Origin of the sequence: Bradyrhizobium sp. 154 (assembly GCF_023073875.1) — a bacterium.
GTDB lineage: Bacteria > Pseudomonadota > Alphaproteobacteria > Rhizobiales > Xanthobacteraceae > Bradyrhizobium.
On the sequence record NZ_JADPKG010000098.1, the window covers coordinates 1 to 13,059 of the forward strand.

General features: G+C 62.2%; 10 protein-coding genes and 1 pseudogene. 10 read left to right on the forward strand and 1 reads right to left on the reverse strand.

Annotated elements, in window-relative coordinates; all coding sequences use genetic code 11:
• Positions 1 to 3,011 precede the first annotated feature (3,011 nt).
• The 5 genes from IVA92_RS22525 to IVA92_RS22545 all read left to right on the forward strand — a co-directional run bounded on the left by IVA92_RS22525 (position 3,012) and on the right by IVA92_RS22545 (position 5,258).
• Positions 3,012 to 3,350, forward strand: coding sequence for a hypothetical protein (locus IVA92_RS22525; protein WP_247279925.1), 339 nt, complete (start codon positions 3,012 to 3,014; stop codon positions 3,348 to 3,350).
• A 176-nt stretch (positions 3,351 to 3,526) separates the two neighbouring features.
• Positions 3,527 to 3,754, forward strand: a complete 228-nt coding sequence (locus IVA92_RS22530; protein ID WP_247279926.1) for a GMC family oxidoreductase N-terminal domain-containing protein — start codon at positions 3,527 to 3,529, stop codon at positions 3,752 to 3,754.
• Between the two features lie 111 nt (positions 3,755 to 3,865).
• The gene (locus IVA92_RS22535; protein WP_247279927.1) at positions 3,866 to 4,183 is read left to right on the forward strand and encodes a hypothetical protein; all 318 of its coding nucleotides are present in this window, start codon (positions 3,866 to 3,868) and stop codon (positions 4,181 to 4,183) included.
• On the forward strand, positions 4,093 to 4,884 hold the full coding sequence (locus tag IVA92_RS22540) for a GMC oxidoreductase (RefSeq protein WP_247279928.1): 792 nt from the start codon (positions 4,093 to 4,095) through the stop codon (positions 4,882 to 4,884). Before IVA92_RS22535 ends, IVA92_RS22540 begins: the two co-directional genes overlap by 91 nt.
• Positions 4,848 to 5,258: a GMC family oxidoreductase gene (locus IVA92_RS22545; RefSeq protein ID WP_247279929.1), complete on the forward strand. Its 411-nt coding sequence runs from the start codon at positions 4,848 to 4,850 to the stop codon at positions 5,256 to 5,258. The genes IVA92_RS22540 and IVA92_RS22545 overlap by 37 nt, the downstream gene beginning before the upstream one ends.
• A 439-nt stretch (positions 5,259 to 5,697) precedes the next feature.
• Here IVA92_RS22545 and IVA92_RS22550 read toward each other — a convergent pair whose 3' ends face one another.
• Positions 5,698 to 5,934: a hypothetical protein gene (locus IVA92_RS22550; protein ID WP_247279930.1), complete on the reverse strand. Its 237-nt coding sequence runs from the start codon at positions 5,932 to 5,934 to the stop codon at positions 5,698 to 5,700.
• Positions 5,935 to 6,288: 354 nt separating this feature from the next.
• On the opposite strand from IVA92_RS22550, the gene IVA92_RS22555 reads away from it, so the two are divergent.
• The 5 genes and pseudogenes from IVA92_RS22555 to IVA92_RS22575 all read left to right on the forward strand — a co-directional run.
• Positions 6,289 to 8,472 (forward strand): PAS domain S-box protein, encoded by a 2,184-nt coding sequence (locus tag IVA92_RS22555; protein ID WP_247279931.1) that lies wholly within the window; start codon positions 6,289 to 6,291, stop codon positions 8,470 to 8,472.
• Positions 8,465 to 8,830: a response regulator gene (locus IVA92_RS22560; RefSeq protein WP_247279932.1), complete on the forward strand. Its 366-nt coding sequence runs from the start codon at positions 8,465 to 8,467 to the stop codon at positions 8,828 to 8,830. The genes IVA92_RS22555 and IVA92_RS22560 overlap by 8 nt, the downstream gene beginning before the upstream one ends.
• Positions 8,831 to 9,085: 255 nt before the next feature.
• Positions 9,086 to 10,240, forward strand: a complete 1,155-nt coding sequence (locus tag IVA92_RS22565; protein ID WP_247279933.1) for an FIST N-terminal domain-containing protein — start codon at positions 9,086 to 9,088, stop codon at positions 10,238 to 10,240.
• Between the two features lie 107 nt (positions 10,241 to 10,347).
• On the forward strand, positions 10,348 to 12,417 hold the full coding sequence (locus tag IVA92_RS22570; RefSeq protein ID WP_247279934.1) for a PAS domain-containing sensor histidine kinase: 2,070 nt from the start codon (positions 10,348 to 10,350) through the stop codon (positions 12,415 to 12,417).
• Positions 12,418 to 12,962: 545 nt separating this feature from the next.
• Positions 12,963 to 13,059 (forward strand): annotated as a pseudogene (locus IVA92_RS22575) (CopG family transcriptional regulator); the annotation flags it as partial.

The following is a 13,059-nucleotide window of genomic DNA, read 5'->3' on the forward strand; positions in this document are numbered from 1 at the left end:
TGACGATTGCGTCAGATAGAGCTTGCCCAGAACGCCAAAGGAATTAGCCATCGGCTCTTTGGCTTCGGCTTCAACGTGCGGCGCTGTTCCAATTTTCGGCCGTTGCCCAGTAATCAGTGGCGGTCAAAACGTCTCGGTAATCTTGCCCAGGCGATCGGCAGTTCGCGGCAGACCTATTCAGGACAACCTGCAGGATCGATCTCACGCGCTCGCAAAACGGCAATTCCTGTTATTAGCTCGTTTAAGCAGCGTCTCATTTAGAAAGCTGCCAAGTTTCGGGAAGCCGCCGAACAGTTGTTGGCGGTATTCAGCGAGACCTTCTAATGAAGCGCGTCAGGCAGGCTGAGGCTGCTTTGCAAATCAATGACTGGTTGGCCGCACCAGGGTAGCGCCGCCTACTGCACTTGGGCAGGCAGCTGGCACGGCGAAAAAGGCCATCTCATGAAGTTTCTGACCCACTATCTTGAGCGCGCGGTTCAGCTAAATCTGGCGATCAGCGAACCGGATTCAGCGTTGAAATTCAGCTGCTTCAACTAGCCGGGCCATATCGCGAGCTGGGCGCAAAGCGGGCGAGGACTATGGGGCTCCCGCGGCCAAGTCGACCAAAAATCGTTTGGGTTGAAGATCGGAAGATCTTGGCCAGTGTCAGGAGCTGCGCGGCGAAACCCGCCGAGTAGAAAGAATCGCGGCCGCAGAAAAATCCACTGCTCAGACGTCGTTCGGGGGGTACGCGCCGCGGCCTCCAGTGATTTCTCTGGTGGCAAGCGCCTCAGGTCGCGGCGCCGCGATCGACGGCAAGATCTCGAAGAGCGCCACTAACGCACCCCAACGACGGCTCCCCGATCGTCAGAATGAGACTCATCTCGAGCATTGCCAGTGAAACACCGGGTGCGCCCGCTTAACCCCGCCGCTCAGTCCGCCAGCGCGGTCCGCCGGTGCGTTATTCGGCGCCGCATGGATGAGCTTCCTCGCGGGGTCTGCGGTTGTCACTCCTGCCCTGGCTGGAAGGAGCCACCGTGCCGGTTGCGGCGGCCCGTTCGCCTTATCCACCGTCAGTCCCAGCGTCCCAGCCTCAATCGCCCGCGTCGATCCTCGGTCCCTCAAAATCCGGCCATGCGTCGGCGCCGCGCATGTGGTGCAGGTGAATTTCGGCCCGAAACCGGAGAGGCGGACATCGTCCGGGCATTGGTCGACCTCGGCCGGGGGATAGCCGGATCATGTGGCCGCAGCGGTAGGGCAGCGCGCGAGAGTCTTCGCGCCATGATCCGAACGCCCCAAATTACCTCTCGCGATTTCGTGCCGATGGAGGATCGGGTCCCCGGGAGCGGGCAGGCGGGCGCAAAGCGACAGCGGCGTGGGGCAAGTCAGCAGCGGAGTCCAGCAGCTTGCAAGCGCCTCCTTCGCTAAGTCTGTGGAGCAGCCTGAGTGGGAGCGGTGACCCTGGATTCTTGCGCCGCTTCTGAGGGTGCTTCTCGCGGCCTCCGGTTCTCAGCGGCAGTGATCAAGGATACACCGCGCCGGCCGTCGGAGCGCGCAATTGCGCCGCTACTAAGTGAGGTCGAAAGCAACGCTGTAATGGCCGGAGGTGTTACGGAGGCGAACCTGCCGCAAGCCTCTAAAAACTCGCGCCGATCGTCTTCTTCTTCTGAAGGTGACATCGTACGCCTCATAATTTTTTGAATATAGAAAGTTGGTCGATGGCAGAGTTAAGAGGTTCAATCACGAAATGTAACCACACTCCGTTGGGAATCGAAGTCCTCACATGCTGCCTGGGGCACAAACCATCAATTGCGATCTGAGTGCGCCATGAAGATCATCCTGGCTTGACGGATTCACATGAGCACTTTAACCCCGCGTGCGATCAAGTTGGAGAGCACCAAGTGGCAAAAGCGACCAAGAGCAAGCGCAAAGAGTACACCAAGGACGATGTCAGGCTAATCAAGGCACATTCCAAGGCTCGCACGCCGGTGGCCAAAGTTTCTAAGCTGATGAAGCGATCAGAGGGTTCGTTGAGGCAAAAGGCGCGTAGTCTTGGAGTTGGCTTGGGCCATCAGCGCTAACGTGGCAAAGAGATGGCAAGCCGCGTAGGCGCGTAGGTCCCTCATCGCTTGAGAAATACAGTCCGAGGGTTCGACGGCTGGACAAAGGCCCGATGACACCAGAGCCGGGCCCGTCTTCGCGAACCTGCCGATCGGCGCTTATGGGACGCTCAACGGAACGTTAGCTCGCCCGGATCGCCTGGGCGGTCCTAAACAAGGGACACGCCTTCGCGTGCGTCAGCACGGAGGAGACGGCGTCCCGACCTGCTTGATCCTCGCGCCGTGCGCGGGGCCGTTCGCGCAGCCTGGCGGCAGCAGAACATGACGTCAGGACAGCACGACGGCCGGCCTTGACGGCCCCTTGCGCGGGGCGTGTTTGCGCGCGCAGGCCCGGACGAAGGAACGACCGCCAGGCGCGAAACAAAGGAAAAGCGCGAAGTGAGGAGCCATCGATGATGTAACAACACCCTCAAAGAGCATAAGCCAAACCGACCTAGCTGGATACCTTCCGACCCAGCATCTCGCGCGCTCGAAGCGCAAGCTTTGCCAGAGATATGCGCTTTCCAACCAGTCCACCCCCTTTTCGAGCCGGCCTGGTGGACCACCGCGTTACGGGAGTACCCCCTCATGTAGAGGATCTTTAGACGGGGGCGGATCTGGAGAGCTCGTTTGCCTAGCTCGCGGCCATTGATCCCGGGCATGACGACATCAGTTAGGAACCAGTTAGGAGAAGATCAAGATGCGAGGGGTGTCCTGCAGCACCGCTGTCAAAGCTGACTGGGCACTTGGAGCGGAATAACGCGGTAGCTGAGATCCCCCCGCGCGTCTGACACATAAGCGCAAGTCTGCGTCATCTTCCACGACAAGAATGGTCTCGAACTTCTCTCCCTCAGGCACCGCTTGTTCGTATTCAGCGTCGCCCGATCCAGGCGTTCTCAAAGTGTTCGATGGCCGTTCTCGGGCTGGCGCTTCATGTTCTTCTCGGGACTTTTGAGCTCTCTGCTCGGCTGGTTCATCTTCCGTAACCTCGAGGAGTCCCCGTACTTCAAGGAGCTCAAGCGCCAGCAGGGCAACAAGCAGGCGAAGGTCTCGAAAGGCGCCGGTCAAGGACGTGTTCTCCGGCGAGTATCGCGGCGTGCTGCTACGCTTGTTGCGCTTGCGATCGCCTTCATCGGCAATGCGGGCTATGCGCCGGTGCTGATCATCCTGAACGAGCGCTTCCCGACCGCGCTGCGCGCGAGCGGCACGGGCCTGTCCTGGAATATCGGCTTTGCACTGGGCGGCATGATGCCACCTTCGTCTCGCTGGTGAGCGCCAGCCCGGCGCAGATCCCGCTGTCGCTGGCTTATTTCGCGGTCAGCGTGTTCGTGATCTACCTGATCGGGGCGATCGTCATCCCCGAAACCAAGGGTAACTTCCGCTGAGCAAAAACGACGCGACCGCACAAGCCGCCGCGCCGGTCCATCGAATTGCGCGAAGGGACGGGAATGGACGGGCGGCATTTCGACGACGTGATCGTTGGCGGTAGGTCGGCGGGCTGCGTGCTCGCCAATCGGCTTTCCGCCGACGGGCGCCGTCGCGTGCTGCTGATCGAAGCCGGAATGGACACGCCGCCCGAAGCGACGCCTGCGGAGATTCTCGACAGCTATCCGGTGCCGCTGTTCTTCGGCGGCAAGGTAGATCTGGCCGGGGCTGTCGGCGGCGGCGGGCTGTAATTCCGATGGCAAGCCGGTCGTCCGCGCCTATGAGCAGAGGCGGGTGATGGGCGGCGGCTCCAGCATCAACGTGCAGTCGGCGAATCGCGGCCTGCCGCGCGACTACGACGAATGGCAGAGCTCGGTGCGCGCGGCTGGGGCTGGACCGACGTGCTGCCATATTTCCTCAAGCTCGAGAGCGATCTGGATTTCGGCGGCCCGCTGCACGCAAGAGCGGCCCGATCCCGATCCGTAGCATCGCGCGAGGCCGTGCCGCAGTTCGGCAAGGCCGTGGGCGAAGCGCTGTCAGCGGGTTTGCCGTTCCTGAAGGACCAGAACGCCGAATTCGAGGACGGCATTTGTCCGCCGGCTTCTCCAACCGCGACGACCAGCGTGTCTCCGCCGCCGCCGGCTATCTCGACCCAGCGACGCGGGCGCGGCCAAACCTGAAGATCTGGGACGACAGCACGGTCGAGCAGCTCCAGCTCGAAGGCCGCCGCGCGACGGGCGTGTGGTCGCGCGCGTGGACACTCACCGTCACTGCCGGCCGCGTGTTCCTCACCGCAGGCGCGCTGCAATCGCCAGCGATCTTGATGCGAGCGGGCATCGGCTCAGGGGCTGCATTGCGAGCGCTGGGCATTCCCGTCCGTCGATCTGCCGGGCGTCGGCCGCAATCTGCGCGATCATCCCGCGGGCTGTGGTTGCCGCTGGCGTGGCGCCGCCCCAATTTCACGGCCATGCGGTTCTCGTCGGGACTCGCGGGCTGCGATACGTCCGATATGTACATCACGGCTTCGACCCGCGGCGGATGGCACGCGCTGGGCACGCGGCTCGGGCTCTATTTCCTCTTGTGCAACCGGCCGTATTCGAGCGGCTCGCTCACCCTGGCGAGCCCGGATCCGAAGGCCTATCCGCTCGTCGATCTCAATCTGCTGTCCGACGCGCGTGATCTTGAGCGGCTGGTCGCAGCCGTCCGGCTGCTGGCAAGGCTCGTGGTGCATCCGCAGCTCAATCCCTGGGCCGGCGATTTCCTTCCCGCCTCTTATTCCCCGCTCATCAAGCGCCTGAGCAAGTATGGCACCGCGAACCGCATCGTCGCCTCGATCCTCGGCCGATGCTCGACGTGCCCGCCGGCCTCCCGCAGCTCCTGATCCGGCTGGTGCTGCTCAACGGCACCGCCTTCCAGGCGACGCTCGCGGACGACCGCGCCTTCGAAGCCTTCGTGCGGCAGAGCGTGTTCGGCGTTTGGCATCCGGTCGGAACGTGCCGCATGGGCGATCCCGCCGACCGCACGGCGGTGGTCAATCCCGAGGGGCGAGTGATTGGCAGCGCGAACTTGTACGTGGCGGATGCGTCCATTATGCCGCGCCTGCCCACGGCCAACGATCATGATTGCGGAGAAAATCGGCGATTTGTTGCGAAAGTCGACCTGAGAAAATCGCGACGAGCGCGGGAGAACCAGGAGCAAGCGCTACCCCACTCGAGCAATGCTGGAGGGAGACCGGGGGACAAATGGAACATCTAACTGGCCAGATCGTCCTAGTCTGCCGCTGCCCTGACTAAGCTACGGACCTGATGTTGGCTTCAGAAAGCGCGGCATGTAGCGCAAGTCGCCTGGTCGCCTTGTCCACTTCGCCAATTCTGGGTTAAAAACATACCCGAGCAGAAGCTCAGTTTCATACGAGCTTTGTTGATGTGCGTCCGAAGTGCGACGACTGCCACATTGACTTGAGATCCGCTATTCTAGAGCCGCGTAATGGCCGGCAGCGCCGCCCTACCAATGTCCTTCGGCTCGCCCGGAAACACTGGTCAGCAAACTATCCCGGTGGACTTGGAGGCGGTAGGCCGTATTCCCTCGCTCGCTTTGCAGCGATCTTGCGATATGAGGCGGCTTGCTCGAGCAACTGCGATTTGAAGGCGGAATCGAGTTCACTGGCCGCGCTCGAGATACTCCGTCAGCAGCTTCATCGGATTTCGCGCGTCGCTTTTGTTGTCAGCTGCCCAAGCGCAGACGGTGGCGCTGCGCCTGGCGTGGCCAGCCATTGATTGATTTGCAATGCCGCTTCAGCCTGCCTTACCCGCTTCATCAGCAGCTCTCGCGCGGTGCCGGGCGGCAACTCTTCAGCGGCTTTCCGGAATCTTTCAGCTTCATCCGCGAGCCGCTGGTTGAACGAAATGGATTGCTTAATGCGGCGACGCATACAAGAATCTCCCCGAACGGAGCGCCCCGGCGCCTGCCGGCGCCCGACATGCAACGCCTAACGTTCAACTTAGGTTCCGGCCAAGAACAGAACCCAATTTGGGCCGCCGAACTCTCAGGGAGGGAACTTCATGGAGAAATACAGGCGCAGCCCTGGATCCGTCGAGCCCTACGATTCCCGACACTGCACCAGCGCCCCTTAACGGCCAAGCGGGGCTCCAGGTGGGATATAGGGGAACCATCAGCCTTCTAATGCGTTATGGCTGGTTCGGCGGCCCAACGGGGGAGCCCGCCATTTTATTCCCGAACAGAATGGCCCCGCGTGGGCCCCCTCTCGCCCCGAGAGACGTATTTTATGTCCAATGTCGAGGAATTTCCGCTCTCCATCCATCGCCGGCCCACGGAGTTCGAGGCGCTGGTCGCGGCTGGTAGTGCCGCGCTCGACGCCATTCCTGGGGCGGTTTATCTTTGCGATGCTGAAGGGCTCCTGGTCGCTTACAACAGCGAAGCGCTGGAATTGTGGGGCCGGACGCCCAGCGCTGCCAAGACCGAACGCTTCTGCGGTTCCCATCAACTCTACCTGCTCGACGGCACCCCTCTTGCCCATTGCGATTGTCCGATGGCGACCGCCGTTCGTCTCGGCACGCCCACGCGCAATGCCGAAGTCATCATGGCGCGGCCAGACGGGTCTCGTTTTACCGCATTGGTCAACATCCGCGCACTGCGCGACCACTCCGGTCGTATCCAGGGCGCTATCAATTGTTTTCAGGATATCACCGGACGCAAGCAGGTCGAGGAGGAAGTCCGCCGGAAAACGCAGGATGTGGAGGACTTTTTCGAGAACGGCGCCGTTGGGCTGCATATCGTAAGCGGGGAGGGAATTATCCTTCGCGCCAACAAAGCCGAGCTGGATATGCTGGGGTACAGGCCCGAGGAGTATATTGGCCGCCACATTGCCGAGTTTCATGCCGACGCGCCGGTGATTGGCGACATCCTTCAGCGCCTCTCGTGCGGGCAGGCGCTCGAAGCTTATCCGGCCCGGTTGCGGGCGCGCGATGGTTCAGTGAGGCATGTGCTAATTACGTCAAACAGCCGATTCGTGGACGGCAAGTTCACCAACACGCGCTGCTTCACAGTCGATGTGACGCAATTGCGCGCTGCTGAAGAGCAGCGGCGAGCCAGTGAAGCGCGGCTCGCGGCTACCTATGAGGCCGCAAACGTCGGCATCTCGGAAACTGATGAAAATGGCCGGTTCTTGCGGGTCAATGATGCCCTCTGTCGAATAACGGGACGATCGCACAACGAACTGCTCGGAATGACTTTTTCCGACTACACCGATCTCGATGACCGGTTGCAGGATGGCGAGCTGTACGCGCAGCAGGTACGCGGCGACATCGCAAACTACGCCATTCGCAAGCGGGTATTACGGCCTGATGGATCCGTGCGACATCTTGATATTTTCAGCTCTTCCGTGCGCAATTCGAAAGGTCGCTTTCTCTACGGCGTGCGCGTGGCCCAGGATGTCACTGCCACCCAACAGCTCGAGGATCGTCTGCGCGAGGGAGAGCAGCGGATGCGCGATCTGCTGGAGGCTTTGCCCGCCGCGATCTACACGACAGATGCTGAGGGGCGCATCAATTTCTTCAATAGGGCCGCAGTCGAGATGGCGGGCAGGACACCGCAGCCAGGCGACGAATGGTGCGTCACCTGGAAACTCTACTGGCCTGACGGCTCACCTCTGCCGCACAATGAATGTCCGATGGCGGTGGCTTTGCGTGAAAACCGTCCCGTCCGCGGTGCCGAGGCGATTGCTGAGCGACCTGACGGTAGAAGGGTGCCCTTTATTCCCTACCCGACGCCTCTGCGCGACGCGGCCGGAAAGTTGGTTGGCGCCATCAACATGCTCGTTGACATCAGCGAGCGCAAGCGGGCGGAGAATGCCCAGAAGGTGCTCATTGACGAGCTGAACCATCGGGTGAAAAACACCCTCGCCACGGTGCAGTCCCTCGCGAGCCAAACTGCTCGGCATGCTGCCGACCTGGATGAGTTTGTGTCAACGTTCACCGGTAGGCTGCTGGCGCTTGCTCGTGCGCATGATCTGCTCACGATGCGAAACTGGCAAGACGCGCCTTTCGAAAAGCTAATCCATGATATCGTCGGGCCGGTCTCGGGCGGACGGGTCGCGACGAGCGGGCCGGATGTCAACCTGGACGCACGGGCGGCGCTGAGCGTCACCATGGTGTTCAACGAGCTCTTGACCAATGCCACGAAGTATGGGGCACTCTCCAAGCCGCATGGATCCGTGTCACTCACCTGGAGGATCGCGGAGGGTGAGCGATCGCAAAGGAGGCTCGCTTGCGAATGGCTCGAGCGCGGAGGTCCCCCTGTTACGCCGCCCAAGCGACGTGGATTCGGCACACGACTGATGGAGCGCTGTGTGGAAAACGACCTTGCCGGGGAGTTCGATTTGATCTTCGATCCGCAGGGCGCACGCTGCACCGTGGCATTTCCCGTTATGCTTTCGGCGTCTAATGGCTGAAATGTCCGGCGCCAGGGTTCTCCTCGTCGAAGACGAAGCGTTAGTTGCGCTCATGATCGAGGACATGCTCGAGGAATTGGGATTAAAAGTCGTGGCCTCCGTCGCAGATGTGAAAAAGGCTTGCGAGCTTGCGACTACCACGTCTTTCGATCTGGCACTCCTTGACGTCAATCTGGCTGGAGAGCGTGTTTTCCCGGTAGCTCGTATCGTGCGTGAACGAAGAATACCCATCCTGTTCAGCACGGGCTATGGCGCACCATCTTTGGAGGAGGAGTTCAGAGATGCGCCCGCGATCGGCAAGCCCTTCTCCGTAGACCAATTGCACGAAAAATTGCGAACGCTTCTGTCACGTTCCTAAGCCCGCCAGCCGAGGCTACCTTCGGTAGTCAGAGGTGAACGTCGGCTGTCGGAGCGACTACAGACCGACTCCGCGGGGTGCTCCCGGTCCCGCGGCAGAGGTTGAGCCACACCGAGTCACGTTTTTGGGCTGGAACGTAGCAGATCGAGTACAGACAGCGCCCGCTCTTGTGGAACCAACGGCCGAATTGAGCGTCATGTTGTGCTTGGGCCTTCGAGGACCCTGGCTATTCTTGATCCGAAGTGGGGGATGCCTATGCAGACGGCGATTGCGGTCAGCCGCGAAGTTGATCCAATGAGAGCGGCGGACGATCTCCTGGAGCAGCTCACAACTGGTGTGGCGCGACCTGCGGCCATCGTGCTCTTCGCCGCTCCGACCTACGAACACGACGTCTTGCTGAAGCGACTTAGCGAGCGAACCGGCGCGCCCGTGGTCGGCGCGTCTTCGGCCGGTGAGTTCGCCAACGACATCCAGGGCGAGGGCATGGCGACAGCGCTGGCGCTGGGCGGTGACGACATCACGGTGGCGGTGAGCTGCGGCCGCAACATCAGCGCTGACCCAGCTAAGGCCGCCCGAGAGCTGGTGGCGGGGTTCGAAGGGCTTCGGGATATACAGCCCGGCCACCGCAGCGCGCTCGTGATGACGGACGCCCTGGCCGGCCACGCCGACCGTCTCGTGGATGAACTCACGTTGGCTACGGCGGGCCAATACCAGTTCTTCGGAGGCGGGGCGGGAGATAACGCGCAGTTTCAGAAGACCACGGTTTTCTGCAATGGTGCCGCACTAGCGGACGCGGCCGCAGCCCTGGAGATCATTTCCGAAAAACCGATAGGGGTCGGCGTGAGCCACGGGTGGGAGCCGGCGACCACGCCCTATCGCGTGACCGAAGCCGAGGGCGCGAAGCTCATCAGCCTGAACGGACTGCCCGCCGCGGAGGTGTTCCAGGCGCATGCCGCGGACACCGGCCAGAAGCTCGATCCCGACGCGCCGATCCCCTTCTTCCTGCACAACATCCTAGGCATCGATACGGCGAGCAGCCAGAAGCTGCGGGTGCCGATTGCGATTCTGGAAGACGGGGCCGTGGTCTGCGCATCGGAAGTCCCCCAGGACTCGATCGTGCGCATTATGCGCTGCACCCATCAGTCAACCGTCGAAGCCGCCCAAGAGGCGGCAGACGCCGCGCTTCAGGCCCTCGGCGGCCACAAGCCTCAGGCGGCCCTCTTCTTCGATTGCGTGGCGACGCGCCTGCGGATGGGCCAGGCCTTCGCGCGGGAGCTGACTGCCGTGCGGGAGCGGTTGAAGGGTGTGGACCTCACAGGCTGCAACACCCACGGCCAGATCGCCCGAGCGGACGGGCAGTTTCAGGGCTTCCACAATTGCACGGCTGTCGTTTGTCTGCTCCCAGCCTAGCAGCTGACCCAGCCACGGCTCAACGGCTGGCGAATGCCCTCTCCGAGCGCGAAGGCCGAGGCGAAGCCGCTGAAGCCCTGGCTAAGGCCCTGGGTGCCGAAGCCCTGTTGATCCTCGTCCGCGATCCGGACTGCGGCGCGATCACGCCGGCGCCAGGCTTTTGTCGCACGTTGCCTGGCGGACCGACCTGGCGCGCCTTCCTTGCCGCCTGCGTGCATCCTGGCGAGTTCATCATGGATCTCCACTATCCCGATCGACACAGCCGAAGAACAGCGCGCGCCTGTGTAGCCAATGACGGCTCGGTCATCGCATTGATCGGCGGGAAGCCACGCACGAGCGCAGCTACGCTCTCCGACCACCTCGTTCCCATCGTCAGGCTTCTGCAGGCCGAGTGCGAGGCGATTGCGGCCCGGGGCGCCGCCTCCGCGGCGACGCTTGCGACTCGGCAGTCCAGCGCGCTCGCCGCCACTCTCGACCAAGCCCGCCGACGCCTTGCCGAACAGGCCGCCCAACTGCAAGGCGCGCTCGCTGAAGCCGAGCGATTGAATCGCGAGCTAACGGACCTCGCCCACACTCTGGAGCAGCGCGTCGAAGTCGCTCTAGCCGAGCGCAGGCTGCTCGCCGACATCGTCGAGAATACCGACGCCATCGTGATGGTGGCGGACCTCGAATATCGATGGCTCGCGGTCAACCGCGCTGCAGCTAACGAGTTCGAACGGGTTTACGGCCGGCGGCCGAAGGTCGGCTTGAGCATGCTGGATTTGCTGGCCGACCGTCCTGACCACCAAGCCGCCTTAGAAGCGCTTTGGGGGCGGGCTCTCTCAGGTGAGGAATTTACAGTGATTGAGGCGTTTGGGGATCCGGCCTTCAACCGGCGCCACTACGAGATCAAATTCAACACCCTGCGCGATAAGGAGGGGCGTCGCATCGGCGCCTATCAATTCGTCTACGACGTGACCGAGCGATTGGCGGCGCAGGCGCGCCTCAATGAAGCGCAGGAGGCGCTGCGTCAATCCCAGAAGATGGAGGCTGTTGGTCAACTCACCGGGGGCATTGCCCACGATTTCAACAACCTGCTTACGGTGATCATCGGGAGCCTCGAGCAGATGGAGCGTAGATTGGGCGCGGTCACCGAGCAGACATTGGCCGGCCAGCTTCGCCGTTCTCGTGAAATGGCCATGCAAGCCAGCCAGCGCGCCGCCACCCTCACGGCCCGGCTCCTCGCGTTCTCCCGACGCCAGCCGCTCGACCCAAAGCCGGTAGATGCCAATCGTCTCGTAGCCGGCCTCGCAGACATGCTGGCGCGCACCCTTGGCGAACAGATCGGGCTAGAGGTGGTGACCGCTCCGGGTCTGTGGTTGAGCCAGGCGGATGTGAACGAACTCGAGAACGCCATCCTGAACCTGGCGGTGAACGCCCGCGACGCCATGCCGGAAGGCGGCCGGCTCACAATCGAAACAGGAAACACCTTCCTTGACGAGGACTACGTCTCCAGCATCCCCGAGCCCGTCGCCCCGGGGCAGTACGTGATGATCGCGGTGACTGACACGGGGATCGGCATGGACGCAGCGACCCTCGAGCGCGTGTTCGAGCCATTCTTCACGACGAAGGCGGTCGGACAGGGCACCGGTCTTGGCCGGAGCCAAGTCTATGGCTTCATCCGCCAGAGCAACGGCCATGTGCGCATCTATTCCGAAGTGGGGCATGGCACGACGGTGAAGCTCTACTTGCCGAGGCTGGGCGAGTCGGCGCGCTTGGACATCGAGACCCCTTCCATCGTGCGCAGCCTCGGCGGAAACGAGACCGTTCTCGTGGTCGAGGATCACGACGACCTGCGGAGCTATTCGGTGGGGGTTCTCACCGAGCTTGGCTATCAGGTTCTCGAAGCCTGCGATGGCCCAGCGGCGCTGAAGCTTCTGGAGAGCGATGCCCCAATAGACCTGCTCTTCACGGATGTCGTGCTCCCCAACGGAGTGGACGGACGGCGCCTCGCTGCGGCGGCGCGGCGGCTCAGGCCGGACTTGAAGGTGCTGTTCACGACCGGCTATTCGCGGAACGCCATTGTTCACAACGGGCGGCTGGACCCGGGCGTCCAGCTCCTGTCCAAGCCCTTCACGTTTGAGGCGCTCGCCTCGAAGGTCCGGTTTGTGTTGGACCGCCCAGCGGCGGAGCTATAGGGCCGGGTTCGGTCCCTTTAGCGCCAGCGTGATCTCTGAATGGCGGGGGCGAAGCAAGGCCGCTGTCCATTCTACAGTTCGCCAAGCCTCGTCACAGCGCCGCAGCTGACCGTTCTTTGTACGAGTGACTTCCGCTTGCGGCATTTTCGTTGCGCAAGTCCGAGAGGTGTTGCCTCGCCCTGAGGCATTGGACGTCCATCCGTACGTAGGGCTATCTCAAGCTCATGAGAAGAAGACGCGAAGCGCTTCCGCACGCGGAGGAGTGCCAGGAACAGCCAGCGAAAGGCGATCAGCCAAGACGCAGCCGAAACATGGTTGCGGTTAGCCGGCGACTGGATGAAGCTCTTCGAGAGCCGACGCGGCCGGTTTGACCCGCCGCGCTAGCGTGTCGGCATGAGGAACACTCACTGGAGATGGGCGGATGCACCCCACCGTCGAGGACATCGAGCTGTTAAAGCGGATCTATGCCAACGGCCAGTCGGTGCACGCAGATAGCAACGTTGATCATCGCCCCTACGAACGGCTTCAGTATCTTGGTTGGCTTCGAGCGGCATGCAGATGTTCTCAAGCAGTCGACGGCCAGACACAGCTTGGACCTCGGGCTACGCAACTTCACCCGCCAGGATCTCGAAGCGGCTCAGC